The 21,846-nt window shown below is 65.3% G+C and carries 17 protein-coding genes; 3 read left to right on the top strand and 14 right to left on the bottom strand.

What is annotated here, in order from left to right; genetic code table 11:
- Nucleotides 1-4: 4 nt before the first annotated feature.
- The 14 genes from gspK to L1O02_RS12100 all read right to left on the bottom strand — a co-directional run bounded on the left by gspK (nt 5) and on the right by L1O02_RS12100 (nt 16,804).
- A complete protein-coding gene (gene gspK / locus L1O02_RS12035; RefSeq protein WP_181321611.1) occupies nt 5-892 on the bottom strand; it encodes a type II secretion system minor pseudopilin GspK in 888 nt (295 codons plus the stop codon).
- On the bottom strand, nt 885-1,484 hold the full coding sequence (gene gspJ / locus L1O02_RS12040; RefSeq protein ID WP_060840045.1) for a type II secretion system minor pseudopilin GspJ: 600 nt from the start codon (nt 1,482-1,484) through the stop codon (nt 885-887). The genes gspK and gspJ overlap by 8 nt, the downstream gene beginning before the upstream one ends.
- A complete protein-coding gene (gene gspI / locus L1O02_RS12045; RefSeq protein WP_231978971.1) occupies nt 1,481-1,867 on the bottom strand; it encodes a type II secretion system minor pseudopilin GspI in 387 nt (128 codons plus the stop codon). The genes gspJ and gspI overlap by 4 nt, the downstream gene beginning before the upstream one ends.
- Nucleotides 1,851-2,345 carry a type II secretion system minor pseudopilin GspH gene (gene gspH, locus L1O02_RS12050; protein ID WP_181321610.1) on the bottom strand — a complete coding sequence of 165 codons (495 nt, stop codon included), beginning with the start codon at nt 2,343-2,345 and terminating at the stop codon, nt 1,851-1,853. Before gspH ends, gspI begins: the two co-directional genes overlap by 17 nt.
- A gap of 3 nt (nt 2,346-2,348) precedes the next feature.
- On the bottom strand, nt 2,349-2,783 hold the full coding sequence (gene gspG, locus L1O02_RS12055) for a type II secretion system major pseudopilin GspG (RefSeq protein ID WP_060840043.1): 435 nt from the start codon (nt 2,781-2,783) through the stop codon (nt 2,349-2,351).
- 16 nt (nt 2,784-2,799) lie between these two features.
- On the bottom strand, nt 2,800-4,017 hold the full coding sequence (gspF, locus tag L1O02_RS12060; protein ID WP_108545643.1) for a type II secretion system inner membrane protein GspF: 1,218 nt from the start codon (nt 4,015-4,017) through the stop codon (nt 2,800-2,802).
- 2 nt (nt 4,018-4,019) lie between these two features.
- Nucleotides 4,020-5,513, bottom strand: a complete 1,494-nt coding sequence (gspE, locus tag L1O02_RS12065) for a type II secretion system ATPase GspE (RefSeq protein WP_060840041.1) — start codon at nt 5,511-5,513, stop codon at nt 4,020-4,022.
- Entirely contained in the window at nt 5,510-7,429 is a 1,920-nt protein-coding gene (gene gspD, locus L1O02_RS12070; protein ID WP_108545642.1) for a type II secretion system secretin GspD, read from the bottom strand. Before gspD ends, gspE begins: the two co-directional genes overlap by 4 nt.
- Nucleotides 7,426-7,974, bottom strand: a complete 549-nt coding sequence (locus tag L1O02_RS12075) for a type II secretion system protein N (RefSeq protein WP_060840039.1) — start codon at nt 7,972-7,974, stop codon at nt 7,426-7,428. The genes gspD and L1O02_RS12075 overlap by 4 nt, the downstream gene beginning before the upstream one ends.
- Before the next feature lie 135 nt (nt 7,975-8,109).
- Nucleotides 8,110-9,663, bottom strand: coding sequence for an N-acetylglucosamine-binding protein GbpA (gene gbpA / locus L1O02_RS12080; protein WP_108545641.1), 1,554 nt, complete (start codon nt 9,661-9,663; stop codon nt 8,110-8,112).
- A gap of 318 nt (nt 9,664-9,981) precedes the next feature.
- Entirely contained in the window at nt 9,982-11,538 is a 1,557-nt protein-coding gene (gbpA, locus tag L1O02_RS12085; protein WP_108545640.1) for an N-acetylglucosamine-binding protein GbpA, read from the bottom strand.
- A gap of 208 nt (nt 11,539-11,746) precedes the next feature.
- A complete protein-coding gene (locus tag L1O02_RS12090) occupies nt 11,747-15,391 on the bottom strand; it encodes a transporter substrate-binding domain-containing protein (RefSeq protein ID WP_060844040.1) in 3,645 nt (1,214 codons plus the stop codon).
- Nucleotides 15,392-15,422: 31 nt separating this feature from the next.
- On the bottom strand, nt 15,423-16,064 hold the full coding sequence (locus tag L1O02_RS12095; protein ID WP_060840035.1) for a response regulator transcription factor: 642 nt from the start codon (nt 16,062-16,064) through the stop codon (nt 15,423-15,425).
- A 302-nt stretch (nt 16,065-16,366) separates the two neighbouring features.
- Nucleotides 16,367-16,804, bottom strand: coding sequence for an Lrp/AsnC family transcriptional regulator (locus L1O02_RS12100; RefSeq protein WP_060840034.1), 438 nt, complete (start codon nt 16,802-16,804; stop codon nt 16,367-16,369).
- A gap of 132 nt (nt 16,805-16,936) precedes the next feature.
- Between L1O02_RS12100 and L1O02_RS12105 the strand changes: the two genes are divergently transcribed.
- The 3 genes from L1O02_RS12105 (at nt 16,937) to L1O02_RS12115 (ending at nt 21,805) form a co-directional block, all read left to right on the top strand.
- Entirely contained in the window at nt 16,937-17,830 is an 894-nt protein-coding gene (locus tag L1O02_RS12105) for a DMT family transporter (RefSeq protein WP_235759967.1), read from the top strand.
- Nucleotides 17,831-18,078: 248 nt separating this feature from the next.
- The gene (locus L1O02_RS12110) at nt 18,079-20,364 is read left to right on the top strand and encodes an FdhF/YdeP family oxidoreductase (RefSeq protein ID WP_108545637.1); all 2,286 of its coding nucleotides are present in this window, start codon (nt 18,079-18,081) and stop codon (nt 20,362-20,364) included.
- Between the two features lie 466 nt (nt 20,365-20,830).
- On the top strand, nt 20,831-21,805 hold the full coding sequence (locus L1O02_RS12115) for a Dyp-type peroxidase (RefSeq protein WP_129405744.1): 975 nt from the start codon (nt 20,831-20,833) through the stop codon (nt 21,803-21,805).
- The last annotated feature ends 41 nt before the right edge of the window (nt 21,806-21,846 follow it).

The following is a 21,846-nucleotide window of genomic DNA, read 5'->3' on the forward strand; positions in this document are numbered from 1 at the left end:
ATGGTTACTCGGTAAGCGAATGGTCGTTGAGCGGCAAGGGCAGCAAGGTGCGCTGCTGCACGCGGACCTGGTCGGCACTCATGACCCGCAGGTCGCTGACCAGACGCAGGCGTCGGCCATGCAGCTCAACGTCGATGGTGGCGCGGAACTGGCGGCTGTTGACGCTCAGCCCGCGCGCGGTGATGTCCCGGCCCTGCAGCATGGGATTGGCGAGAAACGCGGCGACCGTCGGGTAGCCCTTGGCCGGGCGTGTCTGGGCCAGGGTCCGGGCGGTCGGCAGATCGATGCCTTCGATGCTGGCCAGCACCAGGGCGTCGGCGGTGTTGAGGTTGATGTGCCCCTGATCGTAGGCCGCCACCAGCGGCGCCAGGCGTTGCAGGGTGTCGGCGCCCACCTCTGGCAGTGGCCGCAGTTCGCTGATATCGCTCAGGGGCAAAGGGCGGCCCAGGCGATCCCGGGGGCGCAGCAGCGCCGCCGGGTCGTGGGGCTTGATCTCGGCCAGGGCCAGCAGCCGCTGGTAGCGGGCCCGGGGGATCACATCATCCGGCACCAGCGTGCTGTTGAGGTTGAGCCGGGCGCCCAGATCGCTGATCCGGATCTGCAGCCGGCCACCTTCGACCGGGAACGCCGGGGCCGGCCGGGCCCAGTGCTGGCCCAGATGGGTCACCAGCAGGCCGCCTTCGCTGCGGGCATCTTCCAGCAACTGGCTGCGGGCCCAGCTCTCGCCGCTCAGGGCCAGTTGCCAGAGCTGCTGGTGCTGCACCAGGTGGCTGCTGCTGGCCAGGCTGAGCCGCTGGCGGGCAAGCATGTTGCTGACCACCAGGGTCACCAGTGCGGTGATCAGCAATACGCTGAGCAGGGCGACGCCGCGTTGGGCGCGAGGCCTATTCACGGGGCGGTTCCTCGTCCACTTCAGCGCCGCCGGGCAGCAGCATGACCCGGCGGATCTGGGGAAAGCCGGGCGCGCTGAGCTCAATGTCCACGGCGGCCGGCAGGCTCAGGGCCTCGCTGCCGATGGGCCAGCTGTCATGGGGCTGGCCCAGGGCGTCGATGAAGCGCAAATGGATCAGCTCGACCCCACTGAGCAAGGGTTGCACCTGACTGAGGCTGCCTTGTTCCAGGCCCTGGGCTTCGCGCAGCCACTGGCCGTCGCTGAAACGGTGGCTGACCTGCAACAGGTGGCTGCGGGGATAGTCCAGGGGGTTGCGCCAGCCGCCGCGCAGCAGGCGCAGCCCCTGGGGCTGGCTGATCAGCGCCTGGCTATGGCTGTGGTCGTCCTTGAGGGCGTGACGTTGCACCTGCACCAGGTCGCGTTCCAGCAGGCTCAGGGCCCGTTGCAGTTGGCGCAATTGCAGTTCCTGGGTCTGGATGCGCTGGTCGCTGCGCATCACCCGGTCCAGCAACTGATAGGTCGCCAGGCCCAGCAGGCTGAAGATGGCGATGGCCACCACCACTTCCAGCAAGGTGAAACCGCGCTGGTTCATGGGCTGGCCTCGATGTAACCCAGCAACTGCGCGCGGCTGTACTGCCGGGCCCGTTGCGGGTCCTGCTCGGCCGACACCCGCAGGCTGACCTTGAGCAACCGCGAGTCCGGCGCCGCTTCGATCTCGCTGAACAGCCACCAGCGGCGGCCGCCAAACTCGACCTGCCGTTGCTGGCGGCCGCTGCTGCGCGGCTGCATGCCGCTGCGCAGTTCATTGAGGTAGTTGTCGGCAATCCAGGTGGCCTGGGTGCGTTCGGCCAGATTGCCGCTGTTGATGGCCACATGCTGGATCGCACTGAACAGCGCAATCGACACCGTGGCGAAAATCGCCAGCGCCACCATCACTTCCAGCAGGGTAAAACCCCGCTCAGTTCGCGGTTTCAAGTCGGGGCTCCTGTATGCCGTCGCTGGACAGGGTCAGCAGCGCGCTGTTGCGGTGCTCGATCCGCAGGGTGAAGGCGCTGGTTTCGTCGCTGGACAGCACCAGCAGCTGGGGCAGGGCGCTGCGACTAACCGCCTGGCCCAGGGCCGGGCTGGCTTCGGCAATCTCAAGGCGCAGGCGCAGGCTGCCGGGCAGGCTCTGGGCACGCCAGTCGCGGTCGGCCAGCCATTGCCCCTGGTCATCCAGGCGCATCACGCTGTAGGCGTCGGGTTCGATGCGCAGGCCGTAGTCGCTGTTGCTCAATACCGCCTGCTGGCGCAGCAGTTGCAGCAGCGCCAGCAGGCGATCGCCTTCACGGCGCGCCTGACGGCTGGCGGAGTCGGGGTTGATCAGGCCGATCATGCCCGCGGACAGGGCGATGATCAGCACCACCACCAACACTTCGATCAGGGTGAAGCCCTTGCTGTGGGAGCGTTGCACCGCTCAGCGGTCCCAGTTGCCGATCTCGGCGTTCAGGCCGTCGCCGCCGAGCTTGCCGTCGGCGCCGAAGGAGAACAGGTCATAGCCCGTGCCGCGGGCGCCCGGCACGCGGTACTGATAGGCGTTGCCCCAGGGATCGATGGGCAGGCGCTTGAGATAGCCGTCGGGGTTCCAGTTGCGTGCCGGCGGGTTGCCGCTGGGCTTGCTGACCAGGGCGTCGAGCCCTTGCTGGCTGCTGGGGTACTGGTGGTTGTCGAGTTTGTAGATGTCCAGGGCCATGGCGATGGCCTTGATGTCGCTCTGGGCGGCGGCGGCCTTGGCCTGATCGGGACGGCTCATGATCTGCGGCACCACCAGGGCCGCGAGGACCCCGAGAATGACCACCACCACCATGATTTCAATCAGGGTAAAGCCGCGTTGCTGGTTCTGAGTCTGCACGTAGGGGGTTCCGGATTCAGGTAATCAATTGGTTCAGGCTGAGGATCGGCATCAGGATCGCCAGCACGATGATCAGCACCGAGGCCCCCATGAACACCAGCATGGCCGGCTCGAACAGGCCCACCAGCAAGGCGATGCGGTTGGCCAGTTGTTCTTCCTGCTGCTTGGCGGCGCGTTCGAGCATGCTGTCCAGCTCGCCGGAGCGTTCACCGCTGGCGATCATGTAGAGCATCATCGGCGGGAAACTGCCGTTGAGTTCCAGGGCCCGGGTCAGGCTGATACCTTCGCGCACCCCCCGGACGATGTCTTTCAGACCGGTACGAATTTTCTGATTGGCCACCACCTCGCTGGCGATGGCCAGGGCGTCCAGCAGCGGCACGCCGCTGCGCCCGAGAATCGCCAGGGTGCTGACAAAGCGCGTGCAGTTGCTGGCCCGGATCAGCCGGCCCAGCAGCGGCAGGCGCAGCACCAGGGCATGCCAGCGCTCGCGGGTGGCCGGGTTGCGGACGGCGGCGCGGGCGGCCAGCACCAGGGCCGCCACCAACAGCAGCAGGAGCAGGCCATAGTCCTGGAGGAAGGCGCTGCTGGCGATCAGGCCCCGGGTCAGCAGCGGCAGTTCCTGGCCACTGTCGATGAACACCTTGACCACGTCGGGCACCACGAAGCCCAGTAGGAAGCCGACGATGCTCACCGCCGCCAGCATCAGGATGCTCGGGTAGAGCATGGCCAGCTGGATCTGCTGACGGGCCGCTTGCTGGGCCTCGGTGTAGTCGGCCAGGTTCATCAGCACCTGGTCCAGGTGTCCGGAGCGTTCGCCGGCAGCCACCGTGGCCCGGTACAGATCGGGAAAGGCCCGCGGGTAGGCGGCCAGGGCCACCGCCAGGCTGTAGCCTTCCAGCACCCGCGAGCGGATGGCCAGCAGCATGCTTTTGATCCGTTGCTTCTCGCACTGCGCGGCGACCGCGGCCAGCACTTCCTCCAGGGGCAGGGCGGCCTGGACCAGGGTCGACAGCTGGCGGGTGAGCAAGGCCAGTTCGGCGCTGCTCAAGCCGCCTCCGGACATCTGCAGCAAGCCTTTACCACGCACGCGCTTGCTCTGCGCGGCGCTGAGCTTGAGGATCACCAACTGGCGCTCGCGCAGCAGTTGCCGGGCATGGCGCGGGCTGTCGGCCTCCACCACCCCGGTGGATTTCTTGCCGGCGGCGCACATGGCCAGGTATTCGTAGGCGGCCATGGTCAGTCCCTCTGGGTCACGCGCAGCAGTTCTTCCAGGCTGGTCTGCCCTTGCAGCACCATGGCCTGGCCGTCGTCGAACAGGCTGGCGCTGTGCTTGCGCGCATGCTCCAGCAGTTGGTGCTCGCCGGCGCCGGTGTGGATCAGCTGGCGCAAGGTGTCGTCGAACAGCACCAGCTCATAGATGCCGCGACGTCCGCGATACCCCGAGTGCTGGCAGGCGCTGCAGCCTTTGGGCCGGTACAGCTGCGGCGCGGCGTCGGCGCTCAGGCCCAGGCGTTCGCAGGCGGCGGCATCGGCGCTGTGGGGCTCCTTGCACTCCGGGCACAGCAGGCGCACCAGGCGCTGGGACAACACCCCCAGCAGCGAGGTGCAGAGCAGGAAGGGCTCGATGCCCATGTCCACCAGGCGGGTCACGGCGCCGATGGCGCTGTTGGTGTGCAGGGTCGAGAGCACCAGGTGCCCGGTGAGGGAGGCCTGCACGGCAATTTCCGCGGTTTCGCGGTCGCGGATCTCGCCCACCATCACCACGTCCGGGTCCTGGCGCAGGATGGCCCGCAAGCCCCGGGCGAAAGTCATGTCGACCTTGGCGTTGACCTGGGTCTGACCGATCCCGGTCAGGTGGTATTCCACCGGGTCCTCGATGGTCAGGATGTTGCGTTCCAGGCTGTTGAGGCTGGCCAGCCCGGCGTACAGCGTGGTGGTCTTGCCGGAACCGGTGGGGCCGGTGACCAGGAGAATGCCGTGGGGCTTGTGCAGGGCGAGCTCCAGACGCTGGCGCACGCTGTCGTTCATTCCCAGGTGGCTGAGATTGAGACGCCCGGCCTGCTTGTCCAGGAGGCGCATCACCACCCGTTCACCGTGACTGGAGGGCAGGGTCGAAACCCGTACATCCACCTCATGACCGGCGATGCGCAAGGCAATCCGCCCGTCCTGGGGAATGCGCTTCTCGGCAATGTCCAGCTTGGCCATGACCTTGATCCGCGACACCAGCAGGGTCGCCAGTTCCCGCCGCGGGCGCAGCACTTCGCGCAGCAGGCCGTCGACCCGCAGGCGCACCGACAAATGCTCTTCGAAGGCTTCCAGGTGCACGTCGGAGGCCTTGCTCTTGACCGCCTCGCTGAGGATCGCGTTGATCAGGCGGATGATCGGCGCGTCATCCTCCTGTTCCAGCAGGTCGGTGGTCTTGGGCAGTTGCTCGGCCAGGCTGTTGAGATCGAACTCTTCGTCGAACTGCTCGCCCAGGCCGTCGGCCACCTGTTTGGCGCCGTTCTGCCCGTCGCGGTAGTGGGCGGCCAGGCGCTGGGCGAAGGCCTCGTCGTCCAGCACCTGGCTGCGCAGCAACGCGCCGTTGAAGCGGCGCACTTCGGCCACCACCGACAACGGCGTACTGGCGCGGCAATACAGCACCGCGCCGTCTGCCTGATGGTCCAGCACCACGCCGTGGCGGCGCGCGTAGGCAAAGGCCAGACGCGCGTCTTCGTGGGTGGCGATCATGGCTGGCGTTGGGCGCCGGGGGCGCGCATGTCGATCAGGCCCGCATCGCCATCGCGCTGGGCGTCGAACAGGCGGTGGGCGTCGGCAGGCAACTGGCCGCCGGTCTTGCCGTCCGGGCTGCGCAGCGAGCGCATGTTGTTGTACTTGTGCTGGCTCATCTGCTCGGTGCTGGCGGCGTTGCGCAGCAGGGTCGGACGCAGGAACACCATCAGGTTGGTCTTCTCGTTGACTTCCTTGCTGCTGCTGAACAGACGGCCGACCCAGGGAATGTCCCCCAGCAGCGGCACCTTGCTGACCTGGACCTTGACGTTGTCCTTGATCAGCCCGCCGAGGACGATGATCTGCCCGTCGTTGGCCAGGATGGTGCTCTTGACCGAGCGCTTGTTGGTGATCACGTCGCTGGTGTTGATGCCCGGCGGCGCGGCGGCCAGCTCGGAGCTTTCCTGTTCGACATTCAGGCGCAGGAAGTTGCCTTCATTGATATGCGGGGTGACCTTGAGGGTGATCCCCACATCCTTGCGCTCCACCGTGGTGAAGGGGTTGCTGGCGCCGGCGGTGTCGGTGGTGTAGGAGCCGGTCTGGAACGGCACGTTCTGGCCGACGAGGATTTCCGCCGCCTCGTTGTCCAGGGTCAGCAGGCTCGGGGTGGACAGCAGGTTGTTGTTGGAGTCGCTGGACAGGGCGGTGATCAGCGCGCCGAAGTTGCTGCCGCCGATGCCGATGATCGCGCCATCGGGCAGGTTCGGGCGCTTTTCGTCCTGCAGGCTGTTGAGCAGGGTGCCGATGGACAGGCCGGCGCTATTGAAGTTGGCGGCGGCGGACAGCTTGCCGCGGTTGCCGGCCCATTGCACGCCGAGGGCCTGGTTGATGTCGCCGCTGACTTCGACGATCGCCGCTTCCACCAGCACCTGGGCCCGGGGCCGGTCCAGCTCGTTGATGATGCTTTCGAAGGTCGCCAGCTGGGCCGGCGAGGCCATCAGCACCAAGGCGTTCTGGCTGGTGTCGGCGCTGACCAGCACCGGGCTGTCGGGTTTCTGGCTGTCGCCGCCACGGTTGCCGGACTCCATGCGCTTGCCAATGCCGCCGAGCAGTTCTTCGAGTTTCTTCGCATCGCTGTGGTTGAGCCGGCGCACCCGCGCGGTGTCGCCGACATTGGTCGGCACATCCAGGCTCTGCGCCAGACGCTGCATCTGCTGGCGGACCGGCGCCGGCCCCACCAGGATCAGGCGGTTGCTGCGCGAGTCGCCAATGGCCTTGGCGCTGGTCATGGCACTGTTGCTGTCGGCCAGGCTGTCGGTCAGGGTCTTGGCCACTTCGGTGGCCCAGGCGTGCTTGAGCTGCACGATGCTGAACTGCCGGCCACCGGCGTTATCCAGCTCGTTGATCACCAGGCGCACCCGCTCGACGTTGTTGGCGCTGTCGGAAATCACCAGGGCATTGGAGGTGGTGGAAGGCGCCATGTAGGCGTCCGCGGCCACCAGCGGGCGTACCGCGCTGGCCACTTCGCTGGCGTTGGCGTTGTTCAGTTCGATGACCTGGGTCACGAACTCTTCACTGGCGCCGCTGGGCTCGGCGTGGGCCTTGGTCTTGGCTTCGGCCACCGGCAGGATCAGCACCCGATCGCCCTGGTCCATGGCGACAAAACCCTGGCTGCGCAGGGCGGTGAGAAACAGCGAGTAGATGCCCTGCTGATCCATGGCGGTGCTCGATTGCACCGTGACCTTGCCGTTCAGGCGCGGGTCCAGAATCATCGTCTTGCCGGTGATCTGGCCCACTTCGTTGACCAGGTCGCGCAGCTCGGCGTCCTTCATGTTCAGGGTCCATTGCTGGGCCGCGGCGGTTTTTTCCGTGGCGTACACGGGATTGATCAGGGTGCCCAGGGTCAGCAGGGACCCGGCGATAAAGGCTCGATTCATGATGCTCCAGGGGATTGCACAGACGGTTGCAGCAGGCTCCCGCTGCCTGGCTGTGGATGGGGTTGGGCCGCGGCGGCGTCCTCTGCCTGCGGGGTCAGCAACGGCGTTGCGTGCTGGGGCAGGCTCAGGATCAGTTCCTCGCCGAAGCGTTGCACCCGCACTTGGCCGGTGCCGATCTGGCGCAGGCTGCCCCCGCCTGGCAGGGGCTCGCCGATGCCATAGAAGCGGCTGCCTTCCGGCGATTCGATCAGGGCCCGGGACTGCTCCGGGTGAGCGGCCACTAGGCTGGCCAGCAGGCTCAGCGGCACCCGGGGCAGGTCGCTTGGGTGCTCTTGCAACTGGACGCCGAACAGCCGGGCGATGGCTTGCGGGTCGGGCTGGGACCGGGGGGCCGCCGGCACCACGGCGGGCGCCTGCAGGCTCGCCGGGTTCAGGCTTTGCCGGAACTGCCAGCTGCCGTACGCCAGCCACGCCAGCCAGGCCGCCAGAAACGACAAGGCGCCGACCAGCAGGCCAGCGCGAAGCGAGGGGCGAAGGGCGCTCATAAGCACAGGCGCCTCGGCAGGTTTTCACCCTGCCGGAGCAGGGTTCTTGAATAGGGGGTTGAGCTCATGGGGGGCTTGACCGCTAACAAGGAGCGTGGCGCCGTGGCGCCACGCTCGGGTGGTTGACGCTATGACTTACTTGGCGTTCCAGGCCGACTGCCAGGCGAAACCTATGCCCGGCTCGTAGGCGTTGGAGCCGCTGGTCCACTGGGTGCACCAGCCGGCGACGGCGCCAGGCTTGCACTCATAGGTCTTGCCGTCCTTGGGTTGCAGGACCACGGTGCCGGCCTTGTAGGATTTCAGGCCATTGGGGAACACGTAGTCGTACTTGGCGCCGCCTTCACCGCCGTTGCCGCCTTCGTTGCCACCTTCACCACCGCCGGCTTCGGCCTTGAGGGTGAAGCGGGCGGACTTTTGCAGCACTTCGCCTTTCTTCGAGGTGGCCACGACCACCAGGTCGTAGACCCCGGGGCTGACATTGTTCAGCGGCATGGAGAAGTGCGGGGTGTTGCCGGCCGGCGCTTGCTGGAAGGTCACGCTTTCGCCTTTGGCGTTGAACACGGTGGCCTTCACGGTGTAGTCGCCGTTCTTGGCGATGGCGTTGAAGTGCAGTTCGGTCTTGCCGTCTTTCAGGGTGTATTCGGACTGCATGCCGGTGATGGACAGCTCGCCCGGTTTGGCGGCCTGTTCCTTGTCGATCATCACGTTGACGATGTCGCTGCCTTTCTTGACCAGGATTTCGTTCCTGCCGAAGTTCGGCACCACTTCGTCCTTGTCGTTGAGCAGGCCCATCTGGTAGCCCTGCTTGGCGGCATTGACCTTCTTCGCCAGCTCGCGCGGCCAGACGTCGGCCTTGGCCAGTTCGGCGCTATCGATGTTCAGCACCACTTGCTTGGCGTGGAGCTCGCCCTGTGCGTTGAAGACGCGAGTCTTGACCTTGTCGCCGATGCTCAGCGCTTCAGGTTGTACCGCGCCCACGGTGTTCCAGTTCGACGGGATGACCGCGCCATTGTCGATGTTCAGGTCGACCACGCTGTAGAAGGTGGCGTCGGTGTCGTTGACTTTCCAGGTGGCCAGCAGCACGTGGTAACCGGAGCGATCAGACGGGATGTCCACGGTGTGATGGGTTTTGCCTTTGGACGGGGCCGGGACGGTGCCGGACGGCCATGGCTGATCCAGCAGCGGGGTCATTTCGAACGAGTCGCGGGTCAGTGGCTGGTTCGGATTCCAGTCTTTTTTGGTGATGTAGAACTGCCAGTAGCGGGTGGCGTGACCGGCTTCGTAGTGCCAGGTGAAGTTCTGCGGGCCCGGCTTGATGGTGGTCTTGGCCCAGCGGGTAGCACTCTGCTCGTTGATCGGGGAGAAACGCACCAGGCCGCCGGCGGCGATGGTGCCGTTAGCCGGGCCGCATACCTTGAAGTCGCCGGTGCAGGCCTGGGCGTTGCTTGGAAAGTGCTCGAGATCGTTACGGCCGGGCACGCCGATGTACTCGGTGCTTTGTGGCTCGTACATCACTGGACCGCAGTTGACGTTCAGTCTGCCGCCATCGGAACTGCACATGAAGGCGCGGGACTTGGGGCTTTCGATGTAACCGTGGGCCGAGGCTTGCTGGGCGGCCAGTCCCGCCGTCGCCATGGCGATGACGATCGGCAGTTTGAGGAAGGAGCGAGTCCGGTTGGAGTTGATCATGGTGTATGCCTTGAGCAATAGAAAAATGAGTGTTGAAGCGCTGCGAGGAGCCGGTGATGGGGGAATGGGACACCTTGGAGGTCCGCTGTTCCGGCAGCCTTGCCAGCGAGCACAGGCTACGTGCTGCTCCCGGGTGTTCCCATGGGACGAGTACGAGAGTCAAAGGGCTCTAGAACAAGCTTTTGCTGGATTCTTGGCGGACCGGCGCGACCCGTTTGAAGGGCCTTTGCAGGCGTGCAAAAGCGCGCCGGCCGGATAAAAAAAATGAGCGTGACGCTTGCGCGTCACGCCCCAAGGAGCAACTGGGGAGTTGCCGGATTACTTGAGGATCCAGGCCATCTGCCAGTGAGAGCCGGTGCCGGGTTCGTACTGGGTCACGCCGGCCTTCCACTGCACGCAGTAGCCGCTGTACGGGAACGGCTTGCACTGGTAGGTCTTGCCGTCCTTGGGCTGCAGCACCAGGGTGCCGGCCTTGTAGGACTTCAGGCCTTCAGGGAACACGTGGTCGTACTTGGCCGGCGTCTCGGGAGTGGTGCCGCCCTCGTTGCCACCGCCGCCCGGGGTTTCCTCAACCTCTGGCTCGGCCTTGAGCTTGAAGCTGATGGTCTCTTGCAGCAGCTCGCCTTTCTTCGACTTGGCCACCACCACCAGATCGTACTGGCCCGCTGTCACGCCTTTGAGCGCGAGGCTGAAGTGCGGCGTATTGTTGCCACTGTCGGCTTGCTGGTGAGCAACGGTTTCGCCCTTGGCATTGACCACGCTGGCGGTGATGGTGAAGTCGCCGTTCAGAGCGATGGCATTGAAGTGCAGGTCGACCTTGCCGTCCTTCAGGCTGTACTCGGACTGCATGCCGGAGACCTTGAGTTCAGCCGGCTTGGCGGCTTGTTCCTTGGCGATCAGCACGCTGTTGATGTCGCTGTTCTTGTTGACAAAGATGCTGTTCTTGCCGAACTGCGGCACCACCTGGTCCTTGTCGTTGAGCTCACCGATCTGATAGCCGAGCTTGGCCCGGTTGACCTTTTCCGCCAGCGCCTTGGGCCAGTTGCTTTCCTTGGCCAGTTCCGCGCTGTCGATGTTCAGGGTGACCTGCTTGGCCGACAGTTCGCCGTGCTCGTTGAACACCCGGGTCATGACCTTGTCGCCGATGCTCAGGGCCTCGGGCTGAACGGCACCGATGTTCTTCCAGCTCGACGGCGCGACTTCGCTGTTCTCGATGTTCACGTCCACCACCTGATAGAAGGTGTTGGTGTTGTCGCCCACCATCCAGGTGGCCAGGACGATGTGGTAGCCGCTGCGGTCGGCCGGAATGTTGACCTTGTGGCTGGTGAGGCCGCCGGTCTTGGTCGGCAGGGTGTTGTTCCAGTTGTCGGTCAGCAGCGGCGCCGCTTCGAACGAATCACGGGTCAGCGGCTGGTTGGGGTTCCAGTCTTTCTTGGTGATGTAGAACTGCCAGTTGCGCGTGGCGTGTACCGCGGTGTAGCGCCAGTCGAAGGTGTTCAGCCCGGGCTTGATGCTCATCTTGGTCCAGCGGCTGGCGGTCTGCTCGTTGAGGGCGGCGAAGTGCCGCAGGCCACCGGCGGCAATGGTGCCGTTGGCTGGGCCGCAGCGGGTGAACTCACCGTGGCAGGCCTGGGCGGTGCTGGGGAAACCGTCGCGGCTGGCGTTGGCCAGGTATTCGACGCTCTGTGGCTCGTAGGCTACCGGGCCGCAGTTGGTGTTCAGGTTGCCGCCCTTGGCGCTACACATGTACGAGCGGGACTTGGGGTTTTCGATATAGCCGTGCGCGGCCGCCTGTTGCGCACTGAGCGCCGCCATGCCGATAGCCATCGCCAGCGGAAGTTTGAGGAATGATTGGAAGGTTTGCCGCGTGATCATCGATTGTTCCCTGATTGGACGTTATTGGATTCAACAAGCAATCGAGAGCTGGCGTAGCGACTCGTCGGGAGTCTGGCGCCATTGACTGTCTGTGCTCGAAAGCCAGCGCAAGGTTAGGCAGCAGGGGGCGGCGGTTGAATGAGACAAGTACGAGAGTGGCGCCAGGGCCTGTTGGCCGGCCCAGGCACTCGGCGCACCGAGGTGCGGTTCAGGGTGGCGAGCCTTGGGTCTGTGCGCTCTGGGCCAGGGGCGGGCTGTCGCTGCCAAGGGGGTCGCGCAAGCTGGCCAGCTGGTTCCGGGCCTCTGCGTAAACCTGCTCCATGGCGCTGAGCAGCGCTTGCTGGCAGTTGCGCACGGACGGCGGATGGCTCACGTCGACCTTTCTCAGGGCGTCGCAGGTCCTGGCCATGTCCTGGGCGTTGATCAGGCAGGCCACGCCGCTCAGGCGATGGGTCAGGTCGTTGATCAGGTGCGGGGTATTGGCCAGGACGCAGGTGCGCAGTTCGGCGATTTCCTGCTGCAGGTTCTTGGTCAGTTCGTTGAGGATGCGTCGGTGCAGGGTCGGACTGTTTTCCCCCAGGTCCTTGAGGTGGTCGATGTCGAAGGCGCGCACCCGCTCTTCGCCAGCGCCAGTGTGGCTGCCCAGGACTTCCTGCAGCCGGGCCAGGGTCACCGGCTTGATCATCAGATCGTTCATCCCGGCGTTGGAGCATTGGGTCGCTTCGTTGCTCAGGGCGCTGGCGGTGTAGCCGACGATCAGCCGCGGCTTGGCCCCGCTCTGTTGTTCGGCCTCACGCACCGCCCGGGCCAGGCTGTAGCCGTCCATGCCCGGCATGTTGCAGTCGCTGATCAACACGTCGTAGTGGCGGTGGCGCAGCAGCTGCAGGGCTTCTTCGCCACTGCTGACGTGTTCGGCCACGTGACCGATGCGCTCCAGCTGCAGGGTCAGCACCAGGCCGTTGGTGGAGACGTCGTCCACCACCAGCACCCGCAAGGCTTTGCCGGTGATCGGCGGCACTTCCGGTTTTTCCGTCACTTCCGCGTTTGCCGTCTGCCAGCTCACCGGCAGTTCGACGTGGATGCAGCAGCCTTGTCCGGGTTCGCTTTCCAGCCAGATGCGGCCGCCCATCAGTTGCACCAGCTGGTGGCAGATGCTCAGGCCCAGGCCCGAGCCACCGTACAAGTGGGCGGTGCGCGCGGTGGCCTGGCGATAGGGCTCGAAAATCCCCGCCTGGTTGGCCAGGGGAATGCCGATGCCGGTATCGCGCACGCTCAGGGTCAGCAGGCTGTTGCTGTCCTGCACATGGGTTTCGCGCAGGGTGACCTGGATGTGGCCGCGGTCGGTGAACTTCAAGGCGTTGCTCAAGAGGTTGTGCAGGATCTGCTGCAGGCGTAGCGAGTCGACCCAGTACAGCCGGTTGGGGCTGGCCTGATAGTCGAAGTTCAGTTGCAGGCGTTTCTCCCGGGCTTGCACGGCAAACAGTCCCAGGCCGTTGGCGAGCAGGGGTTCCAGGGCGGTGGGGTGGGGTGCCAGTTGCATCAGGCCACTCTCTATTTTGTCCAGATCCAGGATGTTGCCGATCAGGTCGATCATCGAGGTCGCCGATTGCTGGGCCACCCGCAGGTTGTGCGACGGCGCCTGGCTGGCGCTGGTTTCCAGTTCCAGCAGACCGACCAGGGCATTGAGCGGGGTGCGCAACTCGTGGCTCATGGAGGCAAGGAACTCGCTCTTGGCGGCGCTGGCCTTCTGCGCGATCTGTTTGGCCTCGCGCAATTTGAGTTCCAGGTTCTTGCGCTCGGAGATGTCCAGCCAGCCCCCCAGCAGCCCCTGCAGGACTCCGCGGGCGTTGTAGAACGGCACCAGCCACTGATAGAGGCAGTACTGCTGCTCCTTGATCCACAGGCTGGTGTCGAGAAAGCGCGGCCGGTGATTGGCCAGCAGCAGTTGATGCTCCTCTTGCAGCACCTCGGCGAAGTCGCGCGGCATGTTCGGCTGCTCGGTGGGCAGGCAGCCCTCGACCTGCTCCTGGGAGGTGGCGAAGAACTCCTCATAGGCGCGGTTGCAGGTGCTCAACCGGCCGTCCAGGTCGCAGACATACAGCGGCGTCGGCAGGCCGTTGAGCAGGGAGAACTGGAAGGCCAGCTTGTCCTGTAGGCGGGTCTGCACGCAGATGGTTTCCCGCACCTGGATCTTCAGGCGCCAGTTCCAGATCAGCGACAGCACGAAGATGATCAGGATCACCACGCCCACATGCCAGGCCTGCTCGGCGACCCAGCTCCAGAGCGCGGCGCTGGACTGTTGTTTGGCGATCAGCTGGATGTCGCTTTGCGGGTTCCTGGCCATGGAGTCCAGCAGCTTGTCGAGCACGCTCAGCAACTCCCTGGCACCAGGGGCTGCGGCAAAGCGGTGGGGCGTGGGCAGGGCGTCGAAGGCCAGGCCGAACTGCAGCCCGGAACCGGACAGCGCCTCGGTGCCCACCGGGGTGTCCAGGGTGGCGTCGACCTGACGTTGCAGCACCAGGTTCAGGGCCTGGCGATGATCCTCGGTGAGCACCAGATGGATGTCCGGGTAGCGCTGTTTCAGGTGTTCGAGCAGCGGGTGGTTGCGCGGCAGCGCCAGGTGCCGTCCCAGCATGGCGTCCAGGGAACTGGGAGAACTGTCGCCATGACGCACCACAAAGGCCCAGTTGCGGGTGCCGTAGCTCTGGCTCAGGCCGATGCCCCGGGCGTTGTCGGGCAGGCCCAGGTCGCGGGTGGTCAGGTCGGCGTTGCCGGCGGCCAGTTGTTCCAGGTCGCCGGCCCTGGACAGACTGGGCTGAATGTTGAGTTGCAGGCGGAACGAGCTGGCCAGGGTGCGCAGGATATCGATGCTCAGTCCGGCCCACTGGCCCTCGGCATTGCGGTAGATGTAGGGCGGCGCTTCCTCCGCCAGCAGATTGATCTGCCGGTGCGCGGTGAGCCAGTTCAGTTCGCCGGGGGTCAGGGAAAACGACTCGGTCGGGGCGAAGGGAAAGGGCTCCTGGCTCGACTGGTTCTGGATCCGCCGCTTGTGCTCCTCGGGAATGGCGTTGAGCACGTAGTCGATCAGCGCCCGCAGGGTGGCATCCTCGCGCCGCACGGCGAAGGCGAAGCCGGCGTCGGGCAACTGTGGATAGAACTTGCTGTGCAGCCGCAGGTCGGGGCGGGCCTGCATGTACAGGGTGGTGCGGAAGCGGTCGCTGATAAAGGCGTCGGCCTGTTTGCCGGCCAGTTGCTCAAGGGCCAGGGCGGTGGTGTGCACGCCGCTGATGTCGGCCCGCGGATAGGTCTTGCTGACGGTCTTGAGGTCCAGGTAGTTGTCCAGCACCAGCACCCGCTTGTCTTCCAGGTCCGGTGGCAGGCTCTGGTCGTTGATGCGCCCGACGATGATCGGCTGGTTGTTCAGGTACGGACGGCTGAGGGACAGGCCGGGGGTCTGCGCTTCCAGCGCGGTGGCCCGGGGCAGTAGGTCGATACGGTGTTCGAGCAGGGCGCGGATCGCGTCCTGGGGCGAGGCCAGCTCGACGTACTCGAAGCGCAGGCCCAGCTGCTTGCCGATCAGCTTGAGGTATTCGTCGGAGATCACCTTGAGCACCTGGTTGCCGGCGCTTTCCAGGGGCCGCTCGGGGGGCACGATGGTCGCTACCCGCAGCACCTTGTGGGGCAGGGTGCTGCGCATGTCCAGCAGCCGGGCCAAAGACGGATTGCCCGGCTCTTGCGATTCGGCGCAGTGGGCGGGCAGGCTGAAAAACAGGCTGACCAGGACCATGAAGCTGAACAGCAGGCAGACACGGATCAGCCTCCAGAACTGGGGGGGACGGGAAATCAGGGGCATAGGGGGGAAGCTCCGGAGTTTTGAGGACCGCTCAGCTCAGGCCGTGTTCCTGGATGTACAGGAACAGGCTGGCCGAGGTGTCCAGGCCAAGCTTGCGCATGGCGCTGCTCTTTTGCGTGCTGATGGTCTGTTTGCTGCGGCACAGGTGCTGGGCGATGGCGCCGATGCTCATGCCGGTGCCATACAGGCGCAGCACCTCGATCTCTCTGGCCGACAACTGTTCGGGCTGCAGCAGCGGTTTGCCATGCAGGGCGGTGCTGGTGTCCAGCAGATGCTGGATCGACGGCGACACGAAGGGCGCGCGGGGGTTGGCGGCAATGGCCTTGGGCAGGTCGTTGAGCAGGCCGCGCTTGCTCACCAGGCCCTGGATTCCGAGCTTGAGCAGGCTGCTGATCAGCGCCGGGTTGTCGAGCATGGTGATCACCACGATGGCCAGCTCCGGGTAGCGTGAACGCAGGCGTCTGATCAGACGAATCCCATCCACCTGATCGCCACCGGGCATCATCAGGTCGGTCAGCAGCAGGTCGCAGGGCTGGCGCTGCAGGTTCTCCAACAGGGTTTCCACACTGTGGGCCTGGGCAACGATTTCCAGTTCGGCGCGGTTTTCCAGCAGGGTGTGTATCCCAATCAGGGTCAAGGGATGGTCATCGGCTATCTGCACGCGGATCGGCATGGGTTCTTGTACTCGGCTTTTCGACAGGCATGAGCCCACGACAATGCGCAGCTTCCGCAAAGGAGCAGGCATTTTGCTAGTGGGGTCGTCAGAGGATTCGCAGGGTATCACTGAAATTGACGCCAAAAAGACGTCTGGGAGATTTTAAGAATCGTCTTATGCCTAAGGGGAAACTTTCTGAAAAGTGCTCGAGAAGTCAGCTGGTTTTTCGTAAGAAACGCCTCTGGAACGGCCTTTTCACCCCGCAGTTGCAGGCCGTTTTCAGGGGTTTTTTCCGCGGTGAAAAAGCCCATTTCACGGGGTCAGTTCATGGGCGGCAACCGCCGCTTGATCGGCGATTTTTTGATGATCGCGGTGTTGGTTTCGGCGTCATGGTTGAGTCGGTCCAGCAAGCGGTCCAGCTGTTCCATGGAGCGCACCTGCAACCGAGCGATAAAGCAGTCTTCACCGGTGACCTTGTCGCATTCGGTGAACTCGGCAATCGCCAGGATCTGCCGCTCCACCTCCTGCAAGCGGCCCGGCAACGGACGAATCCGGACAATGGCCTGCAATTGGTAGCCCAGGGACTTGGGGTCGATTTCCAGGGTATAGGCGGTGATCACCCCGCGTTCTTCGAGTTTTTTCAGGCGTTCGGCCACGCTGGGGGCGGACAGCCCGCTGATCTGCGCCAGGGCCTTGAGGGAGCGGCGGGAGTCCTGCATCAGGGCACTGATCAGGGCCTGGTCGATGGCATCGAGCATGGCAACCTCGTTAGGTGATTGGGCGTTTATGCCTTGATAAAAAAGGCCTGAGTGCATACTAGCCCAGGTTTTGAACTGGCGATGGCCGTGTGCCGCTGGGCATAATCTGGCCCTTGTCAGAGGAGATTGATGATGGATGCACTGACCCGTCGCGGATCACTGGAAATGACCGCCGCGATGCTGATTTCCGGAACCATTGGCTGGTTCGTTCTGGTGTCCGGACAACCGGTGCTGGACGTGGTGTTCTGGCGTTGTCTGTTCGGTACCGGCGCGTTGCTGCTGATTTGCGGCGCTTTCGGTTTTTTGCGAAGGAATATTCTGACTCGGCGCAGCCTGTTTCTGGCGGTGCTCAGCGGCGTGGCGATTGTCGGCAACTGGGTGCTGCTGTTCGGTTCCTATTCCCGGGCCTCGATCGCCATCGGCACCGCGGTGTACAACGTCCAGCCGTTCATTCTGGTGGCCCTGGGGGCGTTGTTCCTGGGGGAGAAGATCACCCCGCAGAAGCTGTTCTGGCTGTGCCTGTCCTTTGCCGGGATGCTGGCCATCGTCAGCGCCCATGGCACCGAGGGCGACGCCGGCAGCGACTATCTGCTGGGCATCGCCCTGGCCCTGGGCGCGGCATTGCTCTATGCCTTCGCCGCGTTGCTGATCAAGCGCCTGAGCGGCACGCCGCCGCACCTGATCGCGCTGATCCAGGTCTGCACCGGGGTCCTGCTGCTGGCGCCCTGGGCCAACCTCGCCGAGCCACCCCAGCAGGCCACGGCCTGGGCCAGCCTGCTGACCCTGGGCATCGTGCATACCGGGGTGATGTATGTGCTGTTGTACGGGGCGATCCAGAAGCTGCCGACCGCGCTGACCGGCGCCTTGTCCTTCATCTATCCGATCGCGGCGATCTTCGTCGACTGGCTGGCCTTCGGGCATCGCCTGGGGCTGTTGCAGTGGCTGGGGGTCGCCGCGATTCTGCTGGCCGCCGCCGGGATGCAGCAGGGCTGGACGCTCAAGCGCCGGCGCAGTGTTCTGCAATGAGCGCAGGCTGAGGCCGGGCGGGGACCGGCAATAGGTTCCACGCTGGCGGGCCCGGGCGCCAGCGTCGCGTCTGTGCCGGTCGGCGCCTGAGCTTGACAGGCCGGGGCGCAGCGCTAGCTTTTATCCAGTGTCGGCACTGTTGCGACGCACTACCCCCTGTGATCCAGGCCCCTGGCAACCCGCCCGGGTACGCCTCGACCATCCGCAACCACCGACTCGCGTCGTGCCGGGTCGGCCCTGGAGCGATCATGAGCACTCGACGCAAGGTTCCCGGAATCCGCAACTACGATGGTCCCGCCGGTGGCTGGGGCGCGCTCAAGGCTACCGCCACGGCGGTGCGCGAACAGATGGACGCGCTCAAGGCGCCCCTGACCCTGATGCGCACCAACCAGCCCGATGGCTTTGACTGCCCGGGCTGCGCCTGGCCCGACAAGGAGCACAAGTCGACCTTCCAGTTCTGTGAAAACGGCGCCAAGGCGGTGACCTGGGAAGCCACCAACAAGCGGGTGACCCCGGCCTTCTTCGCCGAGCATCCGCTGACCTCGCTGCTGCAGCGTTCCGACTATCAGCTCGAAGACCTGGGCCGCCTCACCGAGCCCCTGGTCTATGACCGCGCCAGCGATACCTTCAAGCCGCTGGCGTGGCAGGCGGCGTTCGAGCGTATTGGCCAGATCCTGCGGGGCCTGCAGCCCGAGCAGGTGGAGTTCTACACCTCCGGCCGCGCCTCCAACGAAGCGGCCTACCTGTACCAGCTGTTCGCTCGGGAATACGGCAGCAACAACTTCCCCGACTGCTCGAACATGTGCCACGAACCCACCAGCGTCGGTTTGCCGCGCTCGATCGGCATCGGCAAGGGCACGGTGTCCCTGGAGGATTTCGACCTCTGCGAGCTGATCATTTCCATCGGCCACAACCCGGGCACCAACCACCCGCGGATGATGGGCACCCTGCATGAAGCCTCGCGGCGCAAGGTGCCGATCATGGTCTTCAACCCGCTGCGCGAGCGCGCCCTGGAGCGCTTTGCCGACCCGCAGAACATGGTGGAGATGGCCACCTACGGCTCGACCCGCATCGCTTCGTCCTACTTCCAGGTCAAGGCCGGCGGCGATGCGGCGGCGATCAAGGGCATCATGAAGGCCCTGCTGGCCCTGGAGGACAGCCTCGGGCAGGTGCTGGACCATGAGTTCATCGCCGAGCACACCCAGGGCTTCGAGGCCCTGGCGGCGGACCTGCACGCCACCGCCTGGGCGGACATCGAGCAGGCCAGCGGCCTGCACCAGGCGGACCTGGAAATGGTCGCCGCAGCCTACGCCAAGTCCAATGCCACCATCGTCACCTACGGCATGGGCATCACCCAGCACAACGAAGGCACGGCCAATGTGCGGCTGATTTGCGACCTGCTGATGCTGCGCGGCAACCTGGGCAAGCCGGGGGCCGGCATCTGTCCGTTGCGCGGCCATTCCAACGTCCAGGGCAACCGCACCGTGGGCATCACCGAGAAGCCGACGCAGGCCTTTCTCGACAAGCTCCAGCAGACCTTCGGCTTCACGCCGCCTTCGGCCCATGGCCACGATGCGGTGCAGGCCATGCAGGCGATGATCGACGGCAGGGCCAAGGCGCTGCTGTGCCTGGGGGGCAACTTCGCCGTGGCCCTGCCGGACCCGGGCCAGTGCTTCCCGGCCATGAGCCGGCTCGACCTGAGCGTGCACGTGGCCACCAAGCTCAACCGCAGCCATTTGCTGGTGGCCAGGGAGACCTTCATCCTGCCCTGCCTGGGCCGCACCGAGCTGGACCTGCAGGACGGCCTGCGCCAGGCCATCACCGTGGAGGATTCGATGTCCATGGTCCACGCCTCGGCGGGCAAGCTGACCCCGGCGTCGCCGCTTCTGCTCTCGGAACCGGCGATTGTCGCCGGCATGGCCAAGGCCACGCTGCCCGACAGTCGCGTGCCCTGGCTGGAACTGGTGGCCGACTACGACAAGATCCGCGACCTGATCGAACAGACGGTGCCCGGCTTCGACGACTACAACGCCCGGATCCGCGTGCCCGGCGGCTTCCGCATGCCCCTGGCGGCGGCCCAGCGGCAATGGCTGACCCCCTCGGGCAAGGCCGAGTTCTTCGTCTTCCCCGGGCTGCACGAGGACAAGGAAGTGGACGGCGCCGATGTCCTGCGGCTGATCACCCTGCGCAGCCACGACCAGTACAACACCACCATCTACGCCCTGGACGACCGCTATCGCGGGGTCTTCGGCCGTCGCGACGTGCTGTTCATCAGCCCCGGGGATCTGGCCGCCCGTGGCCTGGCCCACGGTGACCTGGTGGACATCGAGACGGTCATCGGCGGGCGGCGGCTGCGCTACGAAAACATCACCGCCATCGAGTACAAGATCGCCCCGGGCACTGTGGGCGCCTATTACCCCGAGGCCAACCGCCTGGTGCCCCTGGACTACCTGGATGTGGACAGCGGCACGCCGTCCTACAAATCGGTGCCGGTGCGGGTCTTGCGCTCGACCTTGGGCAGCGCCGCCTCCTGAGCCGGCAATGGGCGAGGGAGCTCGCTTCCGCTCGGACGCGCAGCGGCCGTAAAACCTGAATCTGCGGTCTGCCTGATAGGAAGGGGACTCAGGCATTGGGAAGGCTGCGCCTTCCAGCGGGAGCAAGCTCCCTCGCCACAGTAAGCGCTCTTGTCACAAGGTTTGTTCAACCTCACAGCTGGTGGCTGACAGCTTGCCGCTTACAGCTGCTTGTTTGTTCAGCCTCACAACTGGCGGCAACCCAGCGGCCGCAAGAACTGCTGCAAACAGCTTGTGGCTGGAAGCTTGCCGCTTGCAGCTGCTTGTTTGTTCAGCCTCGCAGCTGGCGGCAACCCGAAGGCCGCAAGAACTGATGCAAACAGCTTGCGGCTGGCAGCTCACCGCTTGCAGCTGCTTCCCTCACCACCGCCACAATCTGCTAATTTCCTGTCGGTGACTTTTCCGACCGCAGCCCGTGGACCCCACAATGACCCAGTCTTCCTCCCTGGCCGAGCGCAAGCCCGAGCCGCAAGCCATCTGCAACCCCATCACCCGCAGTGCAATTTTCATCGTCGCCACCCTGGCCCCCGGCGCCGCTGCCGCGCACACCCTGCGCGAGTGGTGCGCCGACGTCGCCGCGCTGACCCGCTCGGTGGGCAAGCGCGTGCCGGGGGGCAATCTGTCCTGTGTATGCGGCTTTGGCTCCGCCGCCTGGGACCGGCTGTTCGCTGGCCCGCGTCCGGCGTCGCTGCACCCCTTCATTGAGGTGGGCGTGGAGGGCCGGCGCGCGCCGTCGACCCCCGGCGACCTGTTGCTGCACATCCGCGCCGAGCAGATGGACCTGTGCTTCGAGCTGGCCACGCAATTGCTCAAGCCCCTGGGCGACGCAGTCAAGGTGGTGGACGAGGTCCAGGGCTTCCGCTATTTCGACATGCGCAGCATGGTCGGCTTCGTCGACGGCACCGAGAACCCGGAAGGCCGCGAGGCGGTGGATTTCACCCTGATCGGCGACGAAGACCCGTCGTTCTGCAACGGCAGCTACGTGCTGGTGCAGAAATACCTGCACAACATGACGGCCTGGAACGCGCTGACAGTGGAAGCCCAGGAACGCATCATCGGCCGCACCAAGCTGTCGGACATCGAACTCGACGAATCGGTGAAACCCAGCTGCTCCCACAGTTCCCTGACCACCCTGGAAGAGAACGGCGAGGAGGTGAAGATCCTGCGCGACAACATGCCCTTCGGCCGTCCGGGCGCCGGGGAATTCGGCACCTACTTCATCGGCTACGCGCGTTCGCCACGCCCGGTGGAGCAGATGCTGGAAAACATGTTCGTCGGGCGCCCGGCGGGCAACTACGATCGCCTGCTGGACTTCAGTACCGCAGTCACCGGCGGGCTGTTCTTCGTGCCTTCCGCCGATCTGCTGGAACAGCTGGCCGAGCGCGCGCCGACCGGCCAATAACCGCAAAACCCCGACCCGCTGCTGCGGGCCGGGGTTTCAGG

The sequence above is a fragment of the Pseudomonas sp. BC42 genome (assembly GCF_021560055.1).
In the GTDB taxonomy this organism is placed as follows: Bacteria; Pseudomonadota; Gammaproteobacteria; order Pseudomonadales; family Pseudomonadaceae; genus Aquipseudomonas.

What these genes read in the sequence shown, in the direction of transcription:
- L1O02_RS12105 (WP_235759967.1), top strand. Translation starts at nt 16,937, where the DNA reads ATGGATGCACTGACCCGTCGCGGATCACTGGAAATGACCGCCGCGATG.
- gbpA (WP_108545641.1), bottom strand. Translation starts at nt 9,663, where the DNA reads ATGATCAACTCCAACCGGACTCGCTCCTTCCTCAAACTGCCGATCGTC.
- L1O02_RS12095 (WP_060840035.1), bottom strand. Translation starts at nt 16,064, where the DNA reads ATGCCGATCCGCGTGCAGATAGCCGATGACCATCCCTTGACCCTGATT.
- gspF (WP_108545643.1), bottom strand. Translation starts at nt 4,017, where the DNA reads ATGGCCGCCTACGAATACCTGGCCATGTGCGCCGCCGGCAAGAAATCC.
- L1O02_RS12075 (WP_060840039.1), bottom strand. Translation starts at nt 7,974, where the DNA reads ATGAGCGCCCTTCGCCCCTCGCTTCGCGCTGGCCTGCTGGTCGGCGCC.
- gbpA (WP_108545640.1), bottom strand. Translation starts at nt 11,538, where the DNA reads ATGATCACGCGGCAAACCTTCCAATCATTCCTCAAACTTCCGCTGGCG.
- gspE (WP_060840041.1), bottom strand. Translation starts at nt 5,513, where the DNA reads ATGATCGCCACCCACGAAGACGCGCGTCTGGCCTTTGCCTACGCGCGC.
- L1O02_RS12100 (WP_060840034.1), bottom strand. Translation starts at nt 16,804, where the DNA reads ATGCTCGATGCCATCGACCAGGCCCTGATCAGTGCCCTGATGCAGGAC.
- L1O02_RS12115 (WP_129405744.1), top strand. Translation starts at nt 20,831, where the DNA reads ATGACCCAGTCTTCCTCCCTGGCCGAGCGCAAGCCCGAGCCGCAAGCC.
- gspJ (WP_060840045.1), bottom strand. Translation starts at nt 1,484, where the DNA reads ATGAACCAGCGCGGTTTCACCTTGCTGGAAGTGGTGGTGGCCATCGCC.
- gspD (WP_108545642.1), bottom strand. Translation starts at nt 7,429, where the DNA reads ATGAATCGAGCCTTTATCGCCGGGTCCCTGCTGACCCTGGGCACCCTG.
- L1O02_RS12110 (WP_108545637.1), top strand. Translation starts at nt 18,079, where the DNA reads ATGAGCACTCGACGCAAGGTTCCCGGAATCCGCAACTACGATGGTCCC.
- L1O02_RS12090 (WP_060844040.1), bottom strand. Translation starts at nt 15,391, where the DNA reads ATGCCCCTGATTTCCCGTCCCCCCCAGTTCTGGAGGCTGATCCGTGTC.